At 68.0% G+C, this 24,270-nt stretch carries 18 protein-coding genes and 1 tRNA gene; 6 read left to right on the top strand and 13 right to left on the bottom strand.

The window, feature by feature from the left end; translation table 11 throughout:
• Positions 1–63: 63 nt before the first annotated feature.
• Positions 64–813: a queuosine precursor transporter gene (locus D4766_RS04865; protein WP_120716428.1), complete on the bottom strand. Its 750-nt coding sequence runs from the start codon at positions 811–813 to the stop codon at positions 64–66.
• Between the two features lie 62 nt (positions 814–875).
• Between D4766_RS04865 and D4766_RS04860 the strand changes: the two genes are divergently transcribed.
• A tRNA-Arg gene (locus tag D4766_RS04860) sits at positions 876–952 on the top strand.
• A gap of 14 nt (positions 953–966) precedes the next feature.
• Here the strand turns inward: D4766_RS04860 and dgcA are convergent.
• The 3 genes from dgcA to D4766_RS04845 all read right to left on the bottom strand — a co-directional run bounded on the left by dgcA (position 967) and on the right by D4766_RS04845 (position 3,982).
• Positions 967–1,971, bottom strand: a complete 1,005-nt coding sequence (gene dgcA / locus D4766_RS04855; protein WP_120716427.1) for an N-acetyl-D-Glu racemase DgcA — start codon at positions 1,969–1,971, stop codon at positions 967–969.
• Positions 1,971–3,005, bottom strand: a complete 1,035-nt coding sequence (dgcN, locus tag D4766_RS04850) for an N-acetyltransferase DgcN (protein WP_120716426.1) — start codon at positions 3,003–3,005, stop codon at positions 1,971–1,973. Before dgcN ends, dgcA begins: the two co-directional genes overlap by 1 nt.
• A gap of 92 nt (positions 3,006–3,097) precedes the next feature.
• A complete protein-coding gene (locus D4766_RS04845; RefSeq protein WP_120716425.1) occupies positions 3,098–3,982 on the bottom strand; it encodes a LysR family transcriptional regulator in 885 nt (294 codons plus the stop codon).
• Positions 3,983–4,117: 135 nt separating this feature from the next.
• On the opposite strand from D4766_RS04845, the gene D4766_RS04840 reads away from it, so the two are divergent.
• Positions 4,118–5,743 (top strand): N-acyl-D-amino-acid deacylase family protein, encoded by a 1,626-nt coding sequence (locus D4766_RS04840; RefSeq protein ID WP_120716424.1) that lies wholly within the window; start codon positions 4,118–4,120, stop codon positions 5,741–5,743.
• A gap of 85 nt (positions 5,744–5,828) precedes the next feature.
• Here D4766_RS04840 and D4766_RS04835 read toward each other — a convergent pair whose 3' ends face one another.
• Positions 5,829–8,732 carry a TonB-dependent receptor plug domain-containing protein gene (locus tag D4766_RS04835; protein WP_120716423.1) on the bottom strand — a complete coding sequence of 968 codons (2,904 nt, stop codon included), beginning with the start codon at positions 8,730–8,732 and terminating at the stop codon, positions 5,829–5,831.
• A 293-nt stretch (positions 8,733–9,025) separates the two neighbouring features.
• Here D4766_RS04835 and D4766_RS04830 point away from each other — a divergent pair, with 293 nt between their 5' ends.
• Positions 9,026–9,436 carry a penicillin acylase family protein gene (locus D4766_RS04830; protein ID WP_120716422.1) on the top strand — a complete coding sequence of 137 codons (411 nt, stop codon included), beginning with the start codon at positions 9,026–9,028 and terminating at the stop codon, positions 9,434–9,436.
• 3 nt (positions 9,437–9,439) lie between these two features.
• On the opposite strand, the gene dacB is transcribed toward D4766_RS04830, so the two are convergent.
• From dacB to D4766_RS04790, 8 genes are all read right to left on the bottom strand, one after another.
• Positions 9,440–10,921 (bottom strand): D-alanyl-D-alanine carboxypeptidase/D-alanyl-D-alanine endopeptidase, encoded by a 1,482-nt coding sequence (gene dacB / locus D4766_RS04825; RefSeq protein ID WP_120716421.1) that lies wholly within the window; start codon positions 10,919–10,921, stop codon positions 9,440–9,442.
• 86 nt (positions 10,922–11,007) lie between these two features.
• Positions 11,008–12,861, bottom strand: coding sequence for an amidohydrolase family protein (locus D4766_RS04820; RefSeq protein ID WP_162935653.1), 1,854 nt, complete (start codon positions 12,859–12,861; stop codon positions 11,008–11,010).
• The gene (locus tag D4766_RS04815) at positions 12,858–14,915 is read right to left on the bottom strand and encodes a S9 family peptidase (RefSeq protein WP_120716419.1); all 2,058 of its coding nucleotides are present in this window, start codon (positions 14,913–14,915) and stop codon (positions 12,858–12,860) included. Before D4766_RS04815 ends, D4766_RS04820 begins: the two co-directional genes overlap by 4 nt.
• Before the next feature lie 109 nt (positions 14,916–15,024).
• Positions 15,025–16,038, bottom strand: coding sequence for a serine hydrolase domain-containing protein (locus tag D4766_RS04810; protein ID WP_120716418.1), 1,014 nt, complete (start codon positions 16,036–16,038; stop codon positions 15,025–15,027).
• Complete coding sequence (locus tag D4766_RS04805; RefSeq protein WP_234024894.1) at positions 16,035–17,549, bottom strand: MFS transporter; 1,515 nt, start codon at positions 17,547–17,549, stop codon at positions 16,035–16,037. The genes D4766_RS04810 and D4766_RS04805 overlap by 4 nt, the downstream gene beginning before the upstream one ends.
• 110 nt (positions 17,550–17,659) lie before the next feature.
• Positions 17,660–19,780, bottom strand: coding sequence for a TonB-dependent receptor (locus D4766_RS04800; protein WP_120716417.1), 2,121 nt, complete (start codon positions 19,778–19,780; stop codon positions 17,660–17,662).
• A gap of 37 nt (positions 19,781–19,817) precedes the next feature.
• Positions 19,818–20,009 carry a hypothetical protein gene (locus tag D4766_RS04795; RefSeq protein ID WP_120716416.1) on the bottom strand — a complete coding sequence of 64 codons (192 nt, stop codon included), beginning with the start codon at positions 20,007–20,009 and terminating at the stop codon, positions 19,818–19,820.
• Entirely contained in the window at positions 20,006–21,163 is a 1,158-nt protein-coding gene (locus D4766_RS04790; RefSeq protein ID WP_120716415.1) for a PepSY-associated TM helix domain-containing protein, read from the bottom strand. Before D4766_RS04790 ends, D4766_RS04795 begins: the two co-directional genes overlap by 4 nt.
• A gap of 141 nt (positions 21,164–21,304) precedes the next feature.
• Between D4766_RS04790 and D4766_RS04785 the strand changes: the two genes are divergently transcribed.
• From D4766_RS04785 to D4766_RS04775, 3 genes are read left to right on the top strand one after another with little or no spacing between them, the layout of a single operon-like run.
• On the top strand, positions 21,305–22,312 hold the full coding sequence (locus D4766_RS04785; protein WP_120716414.1) for an ArsR/SmtB family transcription factor: 1,008 nt from the start codon (positions 21,305–21,307) through the stop codon (positions 22,310–22,312).
• Positions 22,309–23,223, top strand: a complete 915-nt coding sequence (metF, locus tag D4766_RS04780; RefSeq protein ID WP_120716413.1) for a methylenetetrahydrofolate reductase [NAD(P)H] — start codon at positions 22,309–22,311, stop codon at positions 23,221–23,223. Before D4766_RS04785 ends, metF begins: the two co-directional genes overlap by 4 nt.
• Positions 23,210–24,256 (top strand): homocysteine S-methyltransferase family protein, encoded by a 1,047-nt coding sequence (locus D4766_RS04775; RefSeq protein ID WP_120716412.1) that lies wholly within the window; start codon positions 23,210–23,212, stop codon positions 24,254–24,256. The genes metF and D4766_RS04775 overlap by 14 nt, the downstream gene beginning before the upstream one ends.
• Positions 24,257–24,270: the final 14 nt, after the last annotated feature.

Raw genomic sequence — 24,270 nt, 5'->3', positions numbered from 1 at the left:
GACTAGGGTAAATGGGGAGAAGGGGCCGGGCCGACATGGGCCGGCCCTTTTTCGTGGTGCCGCTCAGGTCCGCTTCGCAGCGCCCTTCGCGAACGGCGAGAAATCTGTTCCGGTGTCGTAGACGTCCACGCCCTCGCGCCGCTTGAGCGAGCCCACGACGGCGTATGTCACCGGGGTCAGCGCCGCTTCCCATGCGGTCTTGATCGCCCATTGCGACAGGACGACCTGCATCAGCTGTTCGGGCGGCCACCCCGCGAGGCCGTAGAACGCAAGCGGGTAGAAGATCAGGCTGTCGAGCCCCTGCCCGACGAAGGTCGAGCCTATCGTTCGCGTCCACAGGTGCTTGCCCTTCGTCAGCACCTTCATGCGCGCCAGCACGATGCTGTTGGCGAATTCGCCCACCCAGAACGCGACCATCGAGGCAAGCACGATCCGCCACGAATTGCCGAATACGAACTCGTAGGCCTCCTGCCCCGGCCAGCCTTTCGCAGGGGGGAGGCTGACCACGACCCAGGCCATGAAGGCCATGAAGGCAAGCGCGGCGAACCCCATCCAGATCACTCGCCGCGCATGGGCGTAGCCGTAAACCTCGGTCAACACATCGCCGATGACGTAGCTCAAGGGAAAGAACAGCACCCCCGCGCCGAACGACCATTCTTGCCCGCCCGGCAGGGTGACGTAGCTCGGCTTCGCGGCACCGATCACATTCGACAACAGCAGGATGGCGACGAACGCCGCCATGATGATGTCGTAATAGCGAAACTGCCGCGGCGCGGCGTCCGGCCCCTCGATGCGTTGCAGCGGCTCGTCCATGGGCGGCGGGGTTATCGCGATTTGTGCCCGGCGAAAAGCACGCTATGCGCTGCCACCGGAGCGCGCCCGTAGTTCAACTGGATAGAGCACGAGCCTTCTAAGCTTGGAGTTGCAGGTTCGAGTCCTGCCGGGCGCGCCATCTATCCCGCTGATTTAGCCGTTCCCGCCCCAGAACCCAGCCCGGGGCGGCGCGAGCAGTCCGTCGCTGCATGTCACCCCGCCTGCGCGGTCGTTCCGCAGCCATAGCGGGCCGTCGACGTCGACGAAGGCGCTCCTCGCCGCGACCGCCAATGCCGGGGCGATCGACAGGGAGGAGCTGACCATGCACCCTGTCATCACGCCGAGACCCCGTGCCCAGGCGGCTTGCGCCAGTTCGAGCGCGGCGGTGAGGCCGCCCGCCTTGTCCAGCTTGACGTTCACGACGCTGTAGCCCGAGGACAGTGTAGCGAGATCCGCAGCGGTGTGGATCGCCTCGTCGGCCGCGATGGGGATGCGCGAGGCATAGCCGCCGAGCGCCGCGTCGTCGCCCGCCGGCAGGGGCTGTTCGAGAAGGTCGACGCGCAACTCCGCCATCAGGTCCTGGAGGCCTACGACGTGGTCCATCGACCAGCTTTCGTTGGGATCGACGATCAGGCGGGGGGCCGGGGCCGCCTCGCGCACGGCGCGAAGCTGCGCGGCAGGATCGCCGGCATCCACCTTCACCTTGATCAGCGGTACCTGCGAAAGCGGGCGCGCAGCCTCGCGCATCGCATCCGGCGTATCGAGGCCCACGGTGAGTGCGGTCGAAACCGGCACCAGCGGGTCGGGCAGGCCGATGCGGGACAGGACGCTTGTGCCCGAAAGGCGGGCTTCCAGATCCCACAGTGCGCAATCGATCGCGTTGCGTGCCGCACCGGGCGGCATCAGCCGGAGGAGATCGCCGCGCGTCGCCCCGCTTTCGACCGCTCCCCGGATCGCCTCGATCGCGGCGAGCGCGCTCTCCACGCTTTCGCCGTAGCGCGGGTAGGGCACGCCCTCGCCGCGTCCGGTCGCATCGCCTTGGGCGATCTCGACCGTGACGACTTCGGCCGACGATTTCACCCCCCGCGAAATGCGGAAAGGGCGGGCGAGCGGCAGGCTTTCGTAACGCGCGGAGAGCGTGCGGCAGCGGCTCGGCATCAGACCTGGGCTGCCCTTTGCGCACCGCCTTGCGTCGTCCCGAGCAGCGCGTCGAGTATCGGTTCGACTCCCATGCGATGCGGATCGGTGCAGGGCAGGCCGTGCTCGTCCTGCAGGCGCAGGCACATCGCGACCGCGTCTTGATGATCCATCGCCGACGTGTTCAGCGCGATGCCGGCCATACGCACGCCCTGGCTGGTTAGCCGTGCGGTCGCGAGGTTGGCGGCGATGCATTCGCCGAGATCCGGCGGCGCGCGGTCGGTCATCCCCCGCATCACCCGGCGCGAGGGATCGTGACACATAACCAGCGCGGCCGGCTGCGCACCGTGAAGGAGACCGGTCGACACGCCCGCGAACGAAGGGTGGAACAGCGACCCCTGTCCCTCGATGAGGTCCCACCCCTCGTCGTGCCGAGCGGGTGCGAGCTGCTCGATCGCGCCCGAAATAAAGTCGGCGATCACCGCGTCGAGCGGGATACCGGCGGCCGCAACCATAATGCCGGTCTGCCCGGTGGCCCGGAAATCGCACGGGATACCCCGCGCCTGCATCGCACGGTGCAGCGCGAGCGTGGTGTACATCTTGCCCGACGAGCAATCGGTGCCGACCGTCAGGAGGCGGTTGCCGGGCCGCGGATCGCCCGATCCGACGACGAGATCGGCGGGGGGTGTGCGAATGTCGTGCATCCGCCGCCCCGTGTGTACCGCCGCCGCGACGAGGCGCGGCTCGCCGTTCATGCGCTGGTGGAGGCCGGATGCGAGATCGAGGCCGGCCTCCATCGCGGCGATGCAGTCGTCCACGACGTCCGGGTCGAGGGTCCCTCCGGCATTGACGATGCCCAGGACCATCGTGCGCGCGCCCGCCGCCACGGCTTCGGCGAAGGTCATGCGAGGCAGTTCGAGCGTAAGGGTGCACGCGTTGCCGCGATACTCGCCGATACACAGCTCTGGTCGGAACACGGCCAGCCCGCGCGCGGTCTTGATCGCGTAATGGTCGGTCGAGTTTCCGAGATAGAGCAGGTAGGGTGGGTCGATCATGGGGCCTGGCCTGTGCGGAAAGGAGGCGCGACCCTACATCGTGCGCGAATAGCCACCCAGATAGCGCGTCGCGCCCGTGCCATAGCGCCCGGCTATGCGGTGTCGATCAGGTCCGCCAGCAGGTCGAGGAAGTCCGCCCCTGCGCGCGACGGCGGGCGGGATTGCAGATAGACCGCGTTGATGTTGAAAGTGAGAGCGGGCTGTAGCGGGCGGCTGGCGAGCCCCGCGGCGACAACCGAATCGGCCGTGAAGTTGTCGACGATCGCCATGCCGAGCCCGGCCCGCACCAGCGCGGCGGCCATATAGTAGGTCCGCGAGGACGCGCTTTCGGTCAAAGTCACCTCGAGCCGCTCGAGCTCACCCTGCAGCAACTGGCCGATCGGGCCGTTCTGAACCGGGCTGATGAAGTCCCGCCCCACGAGGTCGGCGAGATGCAGGCGCGACGGCGGATCAGGGAGGTCTTCGGGGCGGAACAGCACGACGAGCTCGCCTTCGCCGACGACTTGATGCGCGACGGGCGCGGCCGGAGGGACTTCGTAGCTGATCGCGATGTCGGTTTCGCGCTCGTAGAGCTTGCGCACGATCTCGTCGTGGTGAAGCGTCTGGAGGTCGAAGCGGATTTCGCCGCGTTTCGCGGTGAAGCGGGCCACCGCCTCGGGCAAGACACCGAGGCCGAGCGACGGTAGGGCCGATATTCGCAGCAGGCTTCCTTCGCCCTGGCGCAGGTTCTGGCAGGCCTGGCGCAGCGAGCGGACGCGGTCCTGGATGTCGGACGCTTCCCCGAACAGCGTACGGGCGTCCTCGGTGGGAATGAGCCGGCCCTTGATGCGTTCGAACAGGTCGAGGCCGAGCGACTTCTCGGCGTGCCGCAGGACTTTCGTGACGCTCGGCTGCGAGACGTTGAGCGCGCGCGCCGCGGCGCTCACCGAACCGTGCAGGAATACCGCATGGAAGACTTCGATCTGGCGCAGGTTCATTTGCGATGGGCCTTCGAGTGGGGGCTGTGCATTCGCCCCGGTTATAGGCCATCGGACCGTCCGGATGCCAAGGGGTGGACGGACCGGCGGCCGTGGTAAATGCGTGGGCAGCCCAAAACCGAAGGATTGCGATCGATGCCGCCACCGTCTCCCTTTCGCCGCGTCGGATTTGTACGCAGTTCGCTCGTCGTCGTGGGATGGTGCCTGACGCTGGCGGGCTGCACCACCGCTGTGTCGCCGCAACCGGTCGACGTGCTCATCACCGGCGGCACGATCTACGACGGTAGCGACATGCCGGCCTACACGGGCGACGTCGCTATCACGGGCGACCGGATCGTCTATGTCGGTCCGCCGCGATCCTTCGCCGCCGGGCGCACGATCGACGCGGCGGGCCGGATCGTCACCCCGGGCTTCATCGATCCGCACACCCATGCCGACGTCTTCCTCCGGTCGGACGATCGCGGCGAGCGGGTCAACGCCGCCTGGCTGGCGCAGGGCGTCTCCACGGTGATGATCGGCGTCGACGGCGGCGGCACCCCCGATGTCGCGGCGGATGCCGCGAAGCTCGCCGGTTCGGAGATCGGGACCAACGTCGCGCCGTTCGTCGGGTTCGGCGCCGTGCGCGGCCGCGTGCTGGGCGATGCCGCCCGCGCGCCCGACGCGGCGGAGCTTGCCGAGATGCGGGGGCTGGTCGCCAAGGGAATGTGTGAGGGGGCGACCGGGTTCTCGACCGGGTTGTTCTACGCCCCGCAGAGCTTCGCGAAAACCGAAGAGGTAGTCGCTCTGGCGCGCGAAGCGGGATCGCGTGGCGGACTGTACGACACCCATCAACGCGACGAATCCTCGTATTCCATCGGCCTCATGGATTCGACGCGCGAGGCGATCCGCATCGGCGAGGAATCCGGCGCGCCCGTCCATATTGCGCATATCAAGGCGCTGGGTGTCGACGTTCAGGGCGAGGCGCCGGATCTCGTCGCGCTCGTCGATGCGGCGCGGGCCCGGGGCGTCGACGTGACGGCCGACCAGTATCCCTGGCTGGCCTCGGGATCGAGCCTCGACGCCGCGCTGCTTCCGGGCTGGGCGGTGGAGGGCGGGGGAGCGGCGCTTCTTGCAAGGCTCGAGAACCCGGAGACGCTCGCGAGGATCAGGCAGGAAATGGCCGAGAACCTGGCCCGGCGCGGTGGAGCGCAGACGTTGCTCCTGACCGCCCCCGACCGCGACTGGACCGGCCGCACGCTGGCGCAGCAAGCCGAACGCACGGGGACGGACCCCGTGGACGCGGCGCTCGCCATCGTTGCGCAGGTCTTCCGCGAAGGTGGCCGCGGCACCGAGGTAGCATCGTTCAACATGGCCGAAGACGACGTCGAGCTGCTCATGCGCCAGCCGTGGGTGATCACCGCATCGGACGGTTCGATCGGGCACCCGCGCATGTTCGCGACGTATCCCGAGAAGTATCGCAAGTACGTGCAGGAGCGGCGCACGATCGACCTGGCGCGTTTCGTGCGGCAGGCAACGGGGCAGGTGGCCGACATCTACAAGGTGAAGGAGCGCGGGTACTTGCGGTCCGGATACTTCGCGGACGTGCTGGTGTTCGATCCGGCGGGGTATGCGCCGCGTGCGACTTATCTCTCCCCCCGCGAACTCTCCACCGGGGTTACGGCGCTGTTCGTCAACGGCCGGCTCGCGGTGGAGGATAGCCAAATCACCGGCGAGGCGGCGGGCCGCATGCTCTTGCGGCCTGCCCCCGAAGGCTGTCCGTGATCGTGCCGGGCCAGACGCTACGACCTGCATGAAAAAGCCCGCCAACGGCGCGAACCGCTGGCGGGCCTTTCCCTGAAACCGAGGATCAGAACTCGAGCCGGACGCCCACGCGGAACGTGCGGCCGAGAAGGTCGCTGTAGGTGCTGTTCGCCGCCAGCCCGGTTTCGGGCAGGATGATCGGATCGGCGTCGAACAGGTTGGTCACGTGGAAGAACACCTCCGCGTCGCCGCCCATCGTCTCGGCTATCTTGGCCGTGGCGTTGAGGTCGACATAGAACACCCCGTCGATGCTGTTGTTGTCGGTCGTCCGGGCGAGCGCTGTCGATGCCGGGCACGACGAGGTGCACTCGAAGCGGGTGGCCGAGTAAAGGCCGCTGCTCACGCCCCGGCCGATCGCGGTCAGGCCGAAATCGGGCGTCTGGAGCGAGATCGACCCGCGATAGAGCCAGTCCGGCGGACCGCTGCCCGACAAAGTTCCGAGCGAACTGACCGGAACGCTGATGCCGTCGTCGGTGATGCTCTCGAGGTAGTGTGTGGCGACCGCGCGGAAGGCGAGCGAACTGTCCGGCATGCCGAGGACGCCGTCGAGCGGCAGGCGGTACGACACGTCGAAATCGATGCCTTCGTTCAGTACTTCGTTGAAATTGAAGAAGCTGGCGCGGAAAAACAGGTCGCGCACGCCGTCGGGGTCGGGCCCGTAGGCGTTGCAGAACTGCTGCACCCCTTCCTGGCAGCGGTCGAAGATCGCCTGCGCGCCGTAAGCACCGATCGCCCCGCCGATCTTGACCCGGTAATAATCGACCGAGGCCGACAGGCCGGGAATGAACCGGGGCGTGAGCACGACGCCGGCGGTCAGCGACTTGCTGACTTCGGGTTCGAGATCGAGGTTGCCCGAGAGAACCGCGCGGTAGCTGGTGCCGTCCAGCAGTGTGCTCGTGTTCGAACTGCCCGCCTGGAACAGCTCGTTGAGGTTGGGTGCCCGGATATCGCGCGAGTAGGTGCCGCGCAGCTTGATGTCCTCGATCGGCTGCCACGTCGCGCCGACCTTGTAGGTCGTGACGTAGCCCGAGGTCGAATAGTCGGTCGCGCGCACCGCGCCGTTGAAAATGAGGCCGAGACCCAGCGGAACGACCGTTTCGAGGTAGGCCTCCTTGACGTTGTAATCGCCGAAGGTCGGTACGTAGTTGCCGACCTGGAAGCCGCCCTGGAATTCGGTGGGGACGAAGCCGGACACCTCTTCCTTGCGGTATTCGCCGCCAACCGCGACGCTGACGTCGCCGGCCCAAGTGGCGAACGGGGTCAGCGACAGGTTCACGCCCGCCACCGTCTGCTTCAGCGTCTGGTCGCGGTAGGGATCGCCGAGGAAGTATCCGAACGACGCCGGATTGGCCACGCCCCGGCCGAACACGTTGAGCGGGATGCATCCATTGGTGGGGTTGGTCAGGGTGCTGCGGCAGACGATCGATCCGGCGGGAAGGCCCGCCGCGTTCCCGGCCGGTGCGAATACCGCATCAACCGCGTTGGCGAATTCGGTGTTCTTGATGATGTCGCGCAGCTGCTCGTGCGAGTTCGTCTCGCCGTACTGGATATAGGCGTCCCAGATCGCGGGCTTGCCGGCGAACTCGAACGTGCCTTCCAGCCCGCCGACGTAGCGCTGCACATCGCGCGTGTTGTTGAGCTTGCGATAGGGAACGTCGGCCAGCGTCGTGCCGATGGCGACCGAAGTCACGTTGGCGGGCAGGAGCGAGCCCAGCGTCTGCTGCAGGAAGGCGTTGTCGCGCGGAATGTTCGCCAGCGGCCCCGACGATGTGCTGGTGAAGAACTGCGGCCCGGCGTTGAAGAGCGTTTCCTGCCAGTTGTACGACGCTTCGACAAAGGCGGTCGCCCACGGCGTCACGTCGAAGCTCAGGCGGCCGAAGGCATTGCGGCGGTCCTCTTCCGCCCCCAGCCCGATGCGGCGGTTGGTGTCGTCGACGAGGTAATCGCCGCCGATCGAGATCGTCCCGGCGCTGGGATATGTCCCGTAGTTGTAGCGGTTGATCGACCCGCCCTGGCCGAAATAGATGCCCTTCAGGATATTCGCGGTGCCGCCACGCGAGGCGTTGATGATGCCGCCCGGAGTCGAGTTGTTGCGATTGCCGGGGCCGACCACGATGAACTGCGGAGCGCCGTTGGTCGCGGTATAGTTCGGGTTGCCGATGATCTGCGGCACCCCGAAGTTCCAGTCGCGATCGACCTGGAAGATGCCGTCCTGATGTGACAGCTGTCCGCTCAACAGCACGTGACCGCGTCCGCCCGCGAAGGACGTGCCGCCGGCCGCGCTGAACTGCCAGGTGAACCCGTCGCCCTTGTCCGTAATGCCGCTGTTGGCGCTGAGCTTCAGCCCGTCGTAGCGCTTGTCGAGAACGAAATTGACGACGCCGGCGACCGCATCGGAGCCGTACGCGGCCGAGGCACCGCCGGTGACGACCTCGACCCGGCTGACGAGCTGCTGCGGAAACGTGTTGACGTCGACGTAGCCCTGCACGGTCGAGGGTACCGTGCGCTTGCCGTCGAGCAGGACGAGCGTGCGTTCCAGCCCGAGGTTGCGCAGGTTGATCGTGTTGATGCCCGAGATGCCCGAGCTGATGTTGAGGCGCGAGTTCGAAAGCTGCGAACTGCCCGCGACCGAGGGGAGCTGGTTCACGAGGTCGAACAGGTTGTTGGTCGGCGCCTCGGCCTGGATCTGCTCGGTGCTGATCACCGTGAGCGGCGTCGGGCTGTCGAAGCCGAGCCGCGCCACGCGCGAACCGGTAACGAGGATTTCTTCCGAGGAGCGCGCGATCGTCTCGGTCGAGGGTTCGACCGGTTCGTCTTCGTCGGCCAGCGTCTGCGCGGCTGCCGGCGCGGCGAACAGGCCGAGAGCGGCCACGCCGGCGAGAGCCGTGCCGCAGGCAAGGCGTCCGCGACCGGACCGGCGGATGGACACGGTGCGCAATGGCGATTTCATCGTAAGCCCCTCGTTGTATCGTCGGACGATCAGTTTGCGGTACCCGGGCCTTCGATTGGCCAATGTGCCGCGTCTGATTCTCGACCGGATTTCCCTCGGCGACCCGGCCTTCCCGCCGGGCTGCCATCCTGACCGGAAAGATGCCCGGTCGTACGCCGGGCCGATTTTTCCGATTCACCGAACCTACCGGCGATGGTCCCGCCGTCAATAAGCGTGCGCGAGAGAGTTGTGCACGCGGCCATAGCCGCGGGGAATAGGCACGAGCCGAGGAGAGTGCGCGATATCGTCGGGCTATGGGCCGCCGCCCCAACGATATGCGCTACCTTGCGCGATCGGGCTACGTTCGCGCAGCCGTACCGTTTGGCGGGCGCGCCGCCGCAGGTGGTGACACTGCTTTACGCCGATGGTCGCCCCGGCACTCCCTGGCCGACAGCGCGGCGTTGCTGCACGATACGGTTTTGCTGGCTGCACTGAAGCTGCGCGCCGTCCTTCGCCATGGCGCGAGTTTCCTGTTCGCGGCCGACGTAGGCAACTGGGACCGGACTCGGTTCCTCCTGCTGCCCGGGCAGTCGGCCGATCCGCAATCGAGCCACTACAGCGATTTCTTCGAGCCTTGGCTGGCGGGCAGCATGGCGGAATGGCCGTTCAGCCGCGCCGCGGTGAATCGTGCGACAGTGAGACGGTTCACCCTGTCGCCGCGCTGACCGTCAGAATGCCGCGGCGATCGCCAGCAGCGCCGAATCCATGGCTGCGGTCGCAGCGCCCTCTCTGTCCGACGGGATGTCGTTGGCGAAGGCCGAGAAGACCAGCGTCTCGCCGCTCGCCGCGATCAGGTAGCCCGACAGCGCGCGCGAGGCGTTGAGGGAGCCGGTCTTGGCGAACAGGCGGCCCGACAGCGGCGTGTCCGCGAAGCGGCGTGCGAGAGTTCCGTCCACTCCGCCCACCGGCAGGGTCGAGCGCCAAGCTTCGAACCAGTCCTGCCGTGCTGCCCAGCCAAGCAATCGGGCGGTCGTACGCGGGCTCGCCCGGTTGTAGCTCGACATGCCCGATCCATCCGAGAGCACGACCCCGTCCGCCGACAGTCCGGCCGCGACCATCATCCGGGCCATCGCAGCTTGTCCGTCCGCGACCGATCCCGAGCCCGTCAACTTCCCGACGCGCCGCAACATCATTTCCGCATGGAGGTTCTGGCTGACCTTGTTGATCGTGATGATATCGGCCGCGAGAGCTTCGGGCGGGAGGCTGGCCAGCATCGTTTCCTTCGGAGGCGAGGCAACCGGGGCGTCTCCCCGCTCGGCCGGATCGTCCATCGGCGTGACCGGGCGGTAGATTGCGGAGACGCCGCCCGTCACCGTTACCCCGCCTGCCTCCAACATGCGCGCTAGTCGCCACGCAGCGCGGTGGGCTGGATCGTCGATCGCGAGGCGGTAGACGGACGGCTTGCTCGCTTCTCCGATCGTTCCGTCGAGCACGAGCAGGTCGCTGCCGGGCATGCGGCTGACCGAGAGGTTGTCGGCATCGCCGGGCACGGTGCGCGCGCGGTTCTCGATGCGGTAGTAGCCGTCGCTTTCGATGCGAACCGCCTCGCCGGCCTTGCCCGGGCTGGCGGTGACCCAGAGCTCGTTGTCATCCACCATCAGGGCGGCGACCGCGCTGCCGTAGCGGAAGGGGATGTTGTTCCAGCTCATCCCGGCGCTCCAGCGCTCGTCGGGATACCAGCTCGCGTCGCCGACGACGTTGCGGACGCGCTTCGTGCGCGAGGCGACCGCGTCGGCGAGGACTGCAAGGCACTGGACGAGGCAATCGGGCGCGCTCGACAGGGTCGCTTCGCCGCGCCCTTCGAGCACCACGTCGACCATCCCGGCTCCGGCGGGTTCGATCCGGACCCCGGTTCCCTCGGCCGCCCGCTGCAGGGCGGCGAGTTCATGGTAGGCGGCGAGCGTCGTGTAGACCTTGGTGTTCGATGCCGGAATGAACCGCTGGTCCGGGGCAACCGCCAGTAGCTCGGTACCGTCCAGCCGCTGGACGACGATGCCGTACCGCGTTCCCACGGGCGCGGTCGCCAGAATCGTATCGACCCGCGAGCCGAGTTCTTCGGATCGAGCGCTCTCGACAGCGGCCGGAGTCTCCTGGGCTTGAGCCGGAACGGAGAGCGAGAGAAGGGCGGCGAAACACAGGGAGGTGCGCATGGGGACCGTTTTATCCCAAGACGCCAATCGCGCCAGCGCTGAGGCTCCGAACCATAGCCTTTCCTTATGATTGAACGAGCAAGCGTTCAGTAGAAACGAATATCGCGGAGCTCCAGCCACGCCCGCCCCCCGGGCTGTCCGGTCAGCTCGAAGCGCAGGGCTCGCAATTTCGTGCGGTCGAGCGTTGCATCGCCGCCGGTTTCGAATGCAGCAAAGGGAATGCGTATTTCGGCCAAGTCGGGACCGGCCGAGAAGTCCGACCGAAACCAGTCGGCACCTTCCAGCCCGTAGCTTTCGAGGCGCAATCGGTAAGCGCCGGCACCTCGCGCGGTAAAGACAATGCCTTCGAACCCGCTCGCATCGGCGGGCAAGACCGCTCCCTTGGTCAAAGGGAGGACCAGTTGCGCGAAGGGACGCGGAGCAGCTCCGAAAGTCGCGAGACTGAAGAGCGGCCTGTCGCCGTGCGGGCCGTGCCGATGGACGAAGGCGATGTCGCTGTGATCGCTGCCCGCGTCGGTCGAATCGACCGGCAAGGTGTCGAGGTCGGTCCGCTCGCCCGTACGCGCCGCGGTGAAGATCGGGCCCTTCATCCGCACGGTCGGCAACGGGGTGGGGGCGGCGGCTTCGCGTGCGGCACGCAGTTTCGCGAGCGGCACTTCGCGCCCGGCCTTCCAGACGCGCGACACCTTCCAGAGGTCGGCGATGTCCTCGTCCGGCCTCCCATCCACGAGGACAAGGTCGGCGCGCATGCCGGGCGCGATGGTCCCGTGTCCGGTTTGACCCATGATCGCAGCGCTCGTCCGGGTCGCGGCGATCAGCGCCTCGGCAGGGGTCAGGCCCAGCCGGACGAGCCAACCGATCTCGCGGATCGTCGAGCTGCCGTGATAGACGCCGCCGATGCCCGCATCGGTGCCCACCCCGATCGGAATACCGGCATCGTGCACGGCGCGCAGGTTGCCGCCAAGCACCTGCCAGCGGCGCGCGACGGCCGGTTCGACCACGCGGTTGCCGCGCGATGCCTGGGCAGCCTCGCGGGCGCGTTCGGGCGAGGACAGCACCGTCTCTTCCCCGGCGGATACGGAGCGGACGTCGGACGGTTCGTACACGACGAGGGTCGATACGTACGCGGTTCCTTTGCCTCGCATCAGGGCGAGCAGTTCCCGGTCTACCGGCTCGTCGCCGACACCGTGGACGACCGCGTCGACCCCGGCGGCGGCGGCCACCTTCGCACCTTCCAGCGTCACGGTGTGGGTCACCACCGGCACGCCCGCCGCGTGCGCGTCGGACACGATGGCCGCGAGCGTTCCGGTGTTCATCGAGTTGAGATCCGGCCCGCGATCGTAACGCCAGCCGTCGGCAAACACCTTGATCGCGTCGGGCCGGTAGGGAAGCGCCCGGCTCATGATGAGGTGCGCCGCGCGCGGGCTGGCCGCCTTCATCGTGAAGAAGTCGCCCCAGCCGTACTCGGTCCCGTGACCGCCCGGCACGCCTGCGCGCACGGCGAGGTTGAGATGGGGCGCCCAGATCGCATCGGGGCCGGTGGTGATGGAACGGATGGGCTCGATCATCTCGGCGGAGAGCGAATAATCGTTCACTGTCGTCACGCCATTGAGCAGGTAGGCCTCCCACGCCTTGGCCATGTCCTCGGGGGCCGAATAGGCGGGGGAGCGGAGATGGGTATGCAGGTCGTGGAGGCCGGGGATCAGCGTGCGGCCCCTGGCGTCCACGACCCGGGCACCGCGCGGCCGGGGGATGCGCGATCCGACGGCCACGATGGTTTCGCCGCGCACCAGCACGTCGCCTGACCGGGCCGGCGCACCGGTCGCGTCGAAGATACGGGCATTGCGAATGAGCACTGCCGGCTCGCCCTGCGCGAGCGCGGGCAGCGTGAGGCCGAGGATCGCGGCGGCCGCCACCAGTAAGGCGAGTACCCGTTTCACTTCGCCGCACCCAGCTTGCGGTCGATGAAATCGCCCGTGGCCGTCATCGCGTCCAGCCAGCTTTCGTAGCGGAAGAAATCGTGGCGCTCGTTCGGCAGGGCCAGCTCCTCGAACGGCACATCGCGGGCGGTCAGTTCGCGGGCGAGGGTGAGGGACTGGCGGTAATCGACATTGCGGTCGTCGTCGCCGTGGATCAGCAAGACGGGCGAGCGCCAGCCCTCGATCGCGCCCATGGGCGAACTGTCCCATTGCAGGCGCTGGATCGCCGCTGCTTCGCCGGGTGCGTATGTATCGGCGACGGTGCGGACCATGGTGTGCACGCCGTGAAGGTCGACACCGGCGGCAAAGAGATCGCTGTTCCGTGCAAGCGCCAGCGCCGCGAGATAGCCGCCCCAGCTTCCGCCCCAAATGCCGACCCGCTTCGGGTCGACGCCGGGCCGCGCGGCGAGCCAGCGGGCACCGGCGAGGATGTCGGAATACTCCGCCGCGCCCCCCCGGCCCGTGCGCGGCGCCTCGCGAAAGGCGCGGCCGTAATTGGTGCCGCTGCGGTAGTTGACCGACAGCACGTCGTATCCTGCCGCGGCGAACTCCTGGTTCCGGATGTAGGTGTTGTGGTAGTAGAACAGCGGGTGGAAGCCCGCGACCATCTGCCGACGCGGCCCGCCGTGCGCGAAGACGAGCGCGGGGCGGGGACCGTTGCCGGTGCCCCGGAAGTATTGCCCGTGTACGACCGTTCCGTCCGGCGCGGTGAAGCGCACGTCCTCGGGCGGGGTGTACGCGGCGACCGCCGGTTTCTCGCCCAGCGCTTTCATGCCATCGATTATCACCATGTGAGCGGGCGTGCGGCCGTCGGTGACCGTGGCCGCGAGCCGGCTACCCGCAAAGGTCGGGAAGAAGGCGAAGCGTTCGGGCTGGGTCAGCTGCCGGGTGCGGCCGCTTGCGATGTCCGCCTGCCACAGCGTGCGCGTGTCGAGATCGCCCGGGTTGGCGGAATAGACGACGCCGCGGCCGTCGGGGGTGGGCACGAAGTTCTCGACCTCGTTCGCGTCCGGCGTCAGGTCGCGAGCAGGCCCGCCTGCCGCCGGGGCCGCCATGATGTGAAGCCAGCCGCTTCCCTCGAAAGGAAAAAGCAGGTGGCCCGCCCCGGTCCAGAACAGGTTGCGCCCCCGTGTGCCGTAATACTGGCCGCCCTGGCCCGGTGGCGCGGTCCATACGGTTCGCACCGTTCCGGTGCCGATGTCGGCAACACGCACCGACCAGAACGAGCGCTCGCTGTCCTCGAACCGGGCGGGCGGATCGCGGAACTGGATGAAGGCGACTGCGCGGCCGTCGGGCGAGAACGCCGGGTCGCTCGAATGGCCGAGGGTGGCGCCGAGATAGCGCAGCGCCCTGGTCGCTACGTCGAGTACGCCCACGACGCTGTGCCCGCCCCGCAATTCGCGAAAGGCGATGCGCGTGCCATCGGGTGACCAGCCGAAATCGCCCGCATTGCCGCGCAGGTCGGCGATTTGCCGGACCTCTCCCGCATGGGTCCACAGGCTGATGGCTCCACCGCGGGTGAACAGGAGCGACCGGCCGTCGGGCGAGAACAGGGGGTCGTGCCCACGGCCGATCGCGCGGGGAGCGGCAGCGCCGCCGGTGTCGGCCAGCCAGACCGTCTGGAGCGGCGCTTCGGCAAGCTGGCCGGTATTGGGCAGGCCTTCGTCCGGGAACGAGCTGTCGCCCCCTCGCACGAAGGCGATCTGCGATCCGTCCGGCGAGAGTGCGAGACCGTAGATCTCGATCCCGTCGTCCGCGCGGAACCGGGTTAGGGCACGGGCCGGTTCGCCCGCGCGCGCTACCATCACGTTGCGCACCCCGGCCGCGTTCGTCACCCATGCGAAGACCGGCGCATCGGCCGCCCCCGCCAGTCCCGACGCGAAGGGGATCGCAAGCCGCTCCGCCAGTCGGACGTTGCTCGGCGAGTCTATCGGGGAGGCCTGGGCCCGGTCCTGAGCCGAGGCGGCGGGGAGGGGCAGCGCGAAGGCTGCCAGGAACAGGATGATCGCCCGCATGGACGCCTGCCTAGGGTGCGGGCGCGGGCTCTGGCAAGCGCGCCGGCGCGGTTTCATGCCGCGCGGCTATGGGGCTCGTCATTGTCTGCATCGGACGAAGCCGCCGCATTCAGTGTGCCGCGTCCCAGGCTCTTATGACCGAATTGCCCACCTGCGGTCGCAGTTCATGGATGGCGTGGTCCCGGTGGCGGGTCGGATGAACGCGGTTGGTAAGCAGGGTCCAGGCCATGCCTCGGTCGAAATCGATCCACAGGCCGGTGCCGGTGAAGCCGGTGTGCCCGATGGTCGCGCGCGAACACGCCTCGCCGCCCGACCAGCCGCCGTAGGGAAGTTCCCAGCCATGGGTCCGGTGATGGAACTGCGACGTGCGGATGAGGTCCATCGATGCCGGCGACAGGATTTCCCCGGCCATCAGCGCGCGGGCGAACTTCAGCACGCCGTCGACCGTGCCGAAGAGGCCTGCATGACCTGGCGCACCCCCCAGCGCGGCGGCGTTCTCGTCGTGCACCTCGCCCTTCAGCACGCGGCCCCGCCACGTGCATCGCTCGGTCGCCACCGCCGGGCCGGGCGGCGGGCCGTAGGACAGGCCTTCGCCGAGCGGCCAGTCCGTCAGCGGCTGGCCCGTGATCCGTTCGATCGCGATGCCGAGCAGGATGAAATTGATGTCGGAATAGACCGGGCTTCCGTGCGCCCATTCGCGTTGCAAGACGAATGCGCGCATGCGCAGAGGGTCGTCGCCGTAAGTGTAGATGGGAAAGACCGCGGGCAGGAAGGTGCTGTGCGCCAGGCACTGGCGAAAGGTGATCCGCCGTTCCGCGGCGTGTTCCACGTCGTATTGCCGCAGGTCGGGTATCGCGCTCGTCAACGGGGCGTCGAGGTCGAGCCGACCTTGTTCGGCCAGCTTGAGGATCATCGTCGTGGTTGCGATGACCTTCGATACCGAGGCGAGGTCGAACCAGTGGTCGCGCGTGAGTTTTTCTCGCTTGGGTTCGATCGCGGCGTACCCGGCGAATGCCACCGTCGATGCACCAGCGGCAGAGACCACCCCGAGCGAGGCGCAGGGGATGCGGCCGTCATCGACCATGAGGCGGGCGGGCGCAAAGGCTTCGTCGATGTCGATCATGCGGCCTCCGCCGGTCCGGCGCTGTCGCCCCGCGACCGGATGCGCGCAAGGAAGGGAATGAAGATTACCGCTGCCAGGCTGATGGCGCCGGTGAGCAGGAAGAACCCGTCGTAACCGATCACCTGCTGCATCTCGCCCGAGGCACCCGCGAGCAGGCGGGCCAGGAGGAACGCGAAGCCCGACAGGAACGCGTATTGCGCGGCGGGGAAGCGCGGGTTCACCAGCATCGACAGGTACACCACGAAGACGGCCCCGGCCATGCCGTTGCCGAACTGGTCCACGGCAACGCCGGCGTAGAGCACCCACCCCTCGGGCGGGACCGACCACAGCCAGACATAGATCCAGTTGCCCATCGCCGCCACGAGCGCACCTGCCGCCAGCGCCCACGATAGCCGCCACTTCGCCGCCATCCAGCTGCCGAGCCCGACACCGGCCATGCTGGCCGGAAGCGCGACCGCGCCGTCGGCGATGCCGATCTGGTCGAGCGAGTAGCCGTGCGCGTCCCACATCGGGTGCGACAGGGTGAGTGCGAGGACGTCGCCCACGCGGTACATCGACACGAAACCCAACACGAGCAGGGTGGCGAAACCGTACCGCCAGAAGATGTCGACGAAGGGCCCCAGTCCGGGCGAGCGCAGGAGCGGCGCGTCCGGTGCCAGACGTCGGATGCGGGGAAGGGCCAACGCGAGGAGGGCGAACGGCAGGAGGGCCACGGCCATGACGATCGGCGTCAGGTTGGTGTCCGAACCCACGCCCGCGCCGTCTGCAGCGCGGAGGACCGCCCACCCCGCCAGCGCGACCACCGCGCAGGATGCGGCAAGGACGGGGATCGCGGCGGCCGTGCCCAGCAACAGCGAACCCCATCGCCTGCCCCTTGCATCGGGGTCCGCCCGTGTCAGCGCGAGAACCGGGAAAGGCAGGAACGCCGCCAACGCGATCGCGAGATAGGCGACCGTCCAGTCGCTGCGCGCCGCGATCAGGACCGCGCCACTTCCGGCCGCCACCATCGCGCTGCGATAGCCCCACAGGTTGGCCGCGACGATCGGCGCCTGCTGTTCCTGCGAGGGTGCAAGCTCGATCCGCCAGCCGTCCGCCGCGACCTCCAGCGTCGTGGTCCAGAATGCCAAAAGCACCGCGAACAGCGCCACCAGCGGCAGGTCGGTATCGCTGCTGGTGAACGCCATGCCCACCATCGAGGCGAAAATGCCGAGTTGCGACAGCAAGATCCAGCCGCGCCGCTTGCCCCAGAACCGTGCGAAGCCCGGCACCGCATAGCGATCGACCATCGGCGACCACAGGAACTTAAATGTCGGCAGCAACGCGACCCAGGCGAAGTAACCGATCGTCACGATGTCGATGTCGTGCCGAGCCAGTCGGAGCAGCAGGACCGCGTTGAACATGAAGAACGGCAGCCCGGCCGAAAAACCGAGGAGAAGGTAGAGGGGAAGCAGCCGCCGCGCCGGTATCGCCGGGGTCACCGGCGCGCCATGTCCCACCGCGGCTGCGTCCACTTGCCTTCCTCCCGTCCCCGAACCGCCGGTTGGCACCAGGACGGGCACCCTTGTCAATCGGCACGCCCGAACGGGAGCATGCCCGATAGACCAGAGCTATGGCGGAACGGCTAGAAGTCGACCGAGATCGACGCGTTCGCCGTGCGCGGGCGGCCCTGCAACAGGGCGGCGTTGAAGCTGTCGAATGCGGATGCCCAGTACCGCTTGTTCGCCACGTTATCGACCGAGACGCGCAAGGTGACGGGCCTGTCTCCGGCCGCGACAACGTATCGCGCGCCGAGATCGAACACCGTCCAGGACGGGATTTCGAGCGTGTTGGCCGCATCGACCCACTGTTTGCCCGAATGCGTCGCGCGGCCGGTGAGGGTAAGGCCGGACACGAACGGCAGGTCCCACTCCGCCCCTGCGTTGGCCGTGAAGTCGGGAACGCCTGCCACCGAAAGCCCGCTGTCGTATTCGGCGTCGTTGACTGCGAAGCCGGCGTTGATGCGCAGTCCCGGCACGGCCTCGCCGTTCAGCGTCGCTTCGATCCCGCGATGCCGTTGCTCGCCGATGTAACCGTAGACCGGCCGGCCCGACCCACCGGCAATCGCGCCGTCGCCGGGCCGCTCGATGCGATAGAACGCGACTGCAGCTTCCAGCCGTCCGAAGGCCGCCTTCGCGCCCGCTTCGTATTGCACCGAACGGCGCGGTGCGAGCACTTCGCCCGGGTTCGCGAGCAGCGGATCGAGCGGCGCGGTCGGGCCCTGCTGCAGCGCCTCGATCCGGTTCGCGTAGAGCGAGATACCGGCGGCGGGCTTCACGACCACGCCCACGACGGGGGTGATCGCATCTTCGCGATACCGCGTTTCCGGCGACCCGCCGTCGTAGTACCCGAAGGTCCGGACATCGATCGCCTGCAGCCGCAGCCCGCCGGTGAGAAGGATGCGGTCGCCCCACAGCCCGATGGTGTCCGACGCAAACGCGCTCGTCAGACGGTTGCGGGCGATGGGATAGGGATCGTCCAGGTATCCGCCGACCAGGGTAGATGTGGGCAGGGCCACCTGCGGCGTGTCGTAAAGGTTGGTGGCGAAGCCGGCGAAGCCGGGCCCGTAGCGGAAGTCGAACGCATTGCGGTTCGTCTGCCAGTTCGCCGATCCGCCGAAATTGATCTCGTGCGTGACCGCGCTGCCCAGCTTGAGCCGCAGGCCGCCCTGTATCGCCTCGTTGTTGTCGGTCCGCGGGACGATCAGCGCGTTGCCGTTGGCGGCCCCGGTCGCCCCGTCGAGCACGGTGATGGAGCTGTAGATCCCGTCCTCCCGGCCGTCGCGCGCACCCAGCCGCGCGTACAGCAGCGCGTTGTCGGCCACGTCGTATTCGAGGGTGAGGGTGCCGAACACGTCGCGCAGGCGCGTGAACGAGAAGTCCTGCGCGTAGTTCGCATCCGCATCCGGAACGGCGGGAATCGCGGCGGAGCCGATCGTCACCTTGGGGCGCAGCCCGTCGACGCGGATATTCTGATAGGCGACGTCGAGCGCCGCGCGGAACGGGCCGCCATCGTAGTCGAGCGCGCCGCCGATCACCTGCGTGCGGCGATCCTCGCGATCGATCGCGGTCTCGCCGTCGCGGTAGGCGCCGTTGACGCGCAGCCCCCATTCGCCGAAACGCCGCGCGACGTCGAAACTGCCGCCGATGTGGGCGACCGAGTTATAGCTGGCGGTCGCGCGCGTCAGGGGCGCACTGCCGGCCCGCTTGAGCTGGAGGTTGACGCTGCCGCCCACGCCCGAGCCGCCCGGCGCCGCCCCGTTGAGAAAGGCGCTGGAGCCGTTCAGCACCTGCACGCTTTGATACAGTTCGGGTGCGACCAGCTGACGCGGGGCGATGCCATAGAGGCCGTTCAGCCCGAGGTCGTCGCCGAACAGCGCGAAGCCGCGGATGACGAACTGTTCGGCCGCATTGCCGAACCCGTACGTCGTCCGGACGGTGGGATCGTTGTCGAGCACTTCGCCGAGCGACAGCGGCTGTTGGTTGAGGATCAGCGTCTCGCCGAAGCTGCGGATGGCGAAGGGCAGGTCTTCGGCAGGCTTGTCGCCGAGCACCCCCGCCTCGCCGCCGTTCGCGATCTCGGTCGCGTTGGCACGCTGGGCGGTGACGACGATCGCGGCGGCATCGCTGTCCTGCGCCGCGGCGGGCGCGGCAATGGCTACGGTCAGCGCGGCGAGGGAGGACGAGGCGAGGAAGCGCAAGGACATCGTATGTTTCTTTCGAAGAGGGATGGAAGGGCTGGGGTCAGCGGGAGCGCCGCGACCATGCGATGACGAGGACGAGAGGCAACAATCCGAGCAGGAGCCAAGCACCGACATCCCAGATGCCGTCTCCCACCAATCCCGCGGCGAGGCCTGCGATGGTCGCCGCCGAAAGAATGCCGGGCGCCGTCAGGGCCGCGCGCGCCCTGCGGCTGGCGGGCAGGCGAACGCTCATGCCTCGTTCCTTGCGGCGAAACCCGAGGCGATCTCGTCGACCCGCCGTTCGAGCTCGCCTGCGCGCCGGCGCCACCACAGCAGCAAGCCGGTCCACAGCACCCGGATCGTCGCCAGTGTCAGCAGCGCCCAGACGATCTTCAACGGCAAGCCGCCGTAGTCGCCGAAATGCAGCGGCTTCGACATCATCAGCGCCTGGTTGAGCGCGGGCATCGTGCGCGCGTCGGTGAGCGTCCCGGTCTCGGCATCGACGAGGGCAGGGGTGAGCAGGTTTTGCGTCAGCGGCCGGTCGCCCTGAAAGAAGATCGCGTAGTGATGGCCGGAACTCCATGCGCCGCCCGGGAAGCCGATAAACTGTGGCGATCGCCCCGGCAGCGCCGCCTGCGCCGAGGCCATCGCGGCATCGAGCGAACCGTAGCGGGCCGGAGGCAGCGGCGGCTTGCCGGCGTAGGCGGCGGTCATCGACGCGACCTCGCCGTCGCGCCACGCATCGGTCAGCGGGTCGGCAAAGGCGTTGATCGCTCCGGTCAGTCCGATCACCAGCGCCCACGCGAGCGTGACGACGCCAATAAGGTTGTGCTGATCGAGCCGGCGGACCCGGGCGCTGCGGCCCGCGCGCAGCGTGCCGAACCGCAGACGCCGCATGAAAGGCGCATACAGCACCGTGCCCGATACGAGCGCGACCACGAACAATAGGCCCATGACGCCGAGGACGATCATGCCCGGCAGGCCCAGGAACATGTCGGTATGCAGGGTGAGGATGAAATCCATGACCGCATTCGTTGGTGCCGGTCCCAAGGCCTCGCCGGTAGAGCGGTCGAAGAACAACAGCGTCATCCGGTCGCCGGGGGCATCCGGCGCGGGGCCGGTGGTGACCGTCAGCAGCGGGCTGTCCTGGCTGAACGCCATGAACAGCGGCACTTCGCCCTGTCTCTCGGCAAGCGCGCGGGAGAGCATCGTGTCGAGAGGGACGCCTGCGACCGCGGAAGGCGGGCCGGCGAGGATCGCGTCATAATCCTGCCCTGTGGCGGCATCGATCTCGTCGTGGAACACGAGCGGCAGACCCGTGATGCACAGCATCAGCAGAAACGCCGTGGGCACAAGGCTGCTCCACTTGTGGACGAGATACCAGGTGCGGATGGCGGCGCGAGTCACGCCGGGCGAACTAGAAGAAGGGCCTGCGTACGTCAATGCGAATGATTATCAATAGCGAGCGTTGAGGCGGTGGCGGTCGCTTTATCCGATAAGCACGATGAAGCTTGACATCCTCATATAAAGATATCTTTATATCTCGCAATGAGCATTGCAACCACCATCCGCGCCCTCGACGATCCGACCCGCTTGCGGATCGTCCGGTTGCTCGCCGCGATGGAGCTGGCGGTGGGCGAACTCGCGCACGTGCTGGGGCAAAGCCAGCCGCGCGTGTCGCGCCACGTTTCCATCCTTGCCGATGCGGGCCTCGTGGAACGGCGGCGCGAGGGAAGCTGGGTCTTCCTGCGCCAGTCTGCGGCCTGCGGAGCCGGCATCGCCCGGGCGGTCGCGCACCTGCTCGAAACCGCCGAGACCGAAGACGCCGCGTTCGCTTCGGCCTGCGCCGACGACCGCCGCCACCTTGCCGCGATCCGCGCCGGGCGGGAAACGAACGCGGCCGAATACTTCGCGCGCCATGCGAACGAATGGGACCGCCTGCGCGCGCTGCTCGCTCCGGCCGACGCGGTGGAGGATGCCCTGGTCGCCGCGCTCGGCAAGGAGCCGTTGGGTTCGGTGCTCGACATCGGGACCGGAACCGGCCGCATCGCGGAACTGCTCGAACCCGGGGCCGGCCACGTGACCGGCCTCGACAAGAGTCCCGAGATGCTGCGGCTCGCCCGCGCGCGCCTCCAGTCGCTCGATCCTTCGCGCGTCGAACTCGTCCAGGGAGACTTCGCGGTCCTGCCGTTTGCAAGCCAGGCGTTCGACACGGTCGTCTTCCACCAGGTGCTGCATTACGCCAGCGAACCGGACTTCGCGCTGGCGGAAGCCGCGCGGGTGTGCCGGCCCGGCGGGCGGATCGCCATCGTCGACCTCGCCGCGCACGACCGCGAGGAACTGCGCCGCGCGCACGCCCATGCCCGATTGGGGTTCGACAATGCGCAGGTCGCAACGATGCTGGCGCGTCACGGGTTCGATCCGCTGGACACCGCGATGGTCGAGGGCGGGGAACTGGCGGTCATGGTGTGGCTGGGCCGGCGCGCCGACGACCGCGTCGCGCGGATCGGGCCGCGTAGCGAAGCGCCGCGCGCTCGCAAGGAGGCAGTCCGATGAACGAAGCGATCGCCCACGCCCAGCCGCTTTTCGCCTCGCTGCCCGGCGACATCGGCGTCAGTTTCGAATTCTTCCCGCCCAAGACCGAGAAGATGGCCGAAACGCTGTGGAACAGTGTGCAGACCCTCGCGCCGCTCGGTCCCGATTTCGTATCGGTCACATACGGGGCGGGCGGGTCGACCCGCGAGCGGACCCACGCCGCCGTGGCCCGCATTGCGCGCGAGACCGGCATCCCGGCGGCCGCACACCTCACCTGTGTCGATGCCACGCGCGACGAAATCGATGCGATCGCCCGCGATTACTGGGACGCGGGCGTGCGCCACATCGTGGCCCTGCGCGGCGACGTCGCGGAACCGGGCGCGGCTTATGCCCCCCATCCGCAAGGGTACGCCAATGCCGCCGAGCTCGTCGCCGGGTTGAAGCGGATCGCCCCGTTCGAGATCTCGGTCGGCGCCTATCCGGAAAAACATCCCGACAGCGCCGACGAAGCGGCCGATCTCGACAACCTGAAGCGCAAGATCGACGCCGGGGCCACCCGCGCGATCACGCAGTTCTTCTTCGATCCCGAATGCTTCTTCCGCTTCCGCGACAAGGCGGCCGCGGCGAATATCGCTGCGGAGATCGTGCCCGGCATCATGCCGGTGATGAGCTTTGCCAGCGTCCAGAAGATGAGCGGCCTGTGCGGCACGGCCATCCCGCACTGGATGGAGACGCTGTTCCAAGGCCTCGACGACCGGCCCGCCGCGCGCCAGCTGGTGTCCGCTACCGTAGCCGCGGAGCTGTGCCGCAAGCTTTACGCCGGGGATGTCCGGCACTTCCATTTCTACACCCTCAACCGGGCCGAGCTAAGCTACGCGATCTGCCACCTGCTCGGCATGCGTCCCAAGGACACCCGTCATGACCAAGCGTGAGCAATTCCTCGCCGCATGCGCGAAACGCATCCTGATTACCGACGGGGCGTTCGGCACCGAGATCCAGAACTGGAAGCTATCCGAGGCGGATTACGCCGGCTCGCTCGCCCTCGGCCACGACCAGAAAGGCAACAACGACATCCTCGCGCTGACCGCGCCGCACGTGCCGGAATCGATCCACCGCGCCTACTTCGAGGCCGGGGCGGACATCGCCGAGACCAATACCTTCTCGGCCAACCGGATCAGCCAGGCCGATTACGGTGCGGAAGGCCTCGTGCGCGAGATCAACGTCGAAAGCGCGCGGATGGCGCGGCGACTGGCTGACGAGTTCGAGGCCGGTGACGGCCGCCCACGTTTCGTCGCCGGGGCGATCGGGCCGACCAACAAGACCCTGTCGCTGTCCCCCGACGTCGAGGACCCGGGTTACCGCGAGATCGATTGGGACACGCTTGTCGATGTCTATCGCGAACAGGCCGAGGCGCTGGTCGAGGGCGGGGCGGACTTCATCCTCGTCGAGACGATCTTCGATACCCTGAACGCGAAGGCCGGGATAATGGCCGTCCGGGAAGTCGAAAAGGCGCTGGGCCGCGAGGTGCCGGTGATGCTGTCGATGACGCTGACCGACCTGTCGGGCCGCAACCTGTCGGGGCACACGGTCGAGGCGTTCTGGCACGCGGTCCGCCACGCGAAGCCGCTGACGGTCGGGCTCAACTGCTCGTTCGGCGCCACGCAGCTTCGCCCGCATGTGAAGACGCTGGCCGAAATCGCCGATTGCCCGATCATGGTCTATCCCAACGCAGGCCTGCCCAACGAACTGGGCGCCTACGACGAGCGGCCCGACCAGACCGCCGGCTTCGTCCACGAATGGGCGGAGGCGGGGCAGGTCAACGTGCTGGGCGGATGCTGCGGATCGACGCCAGCGCATATCAAGGCGATCGCCGACAGCGTGAACGGCGTTGCCCCCCGCGTCCTGCCGACCCCGCCGGTCGCCACCCGCCTTGCCGGTCTCGAGCCCTTCACGCTCGCCGCCTGACGAACTGGAATTTT

Source organism: Tsuneonella amylolytica (assembly GCF_003626915.1).
GTDB lineage: Bacteria > Pseudomonadota > Alphaproteobacteria > Sphingomonadales > Sphingomonadaceae > Tsuneonella > Tsuneonella amylolytica.
Note: the sequence above shows the minus strand (reverse complement) of the source record. Positions and strands in the feature narration are given on the sequence as shown.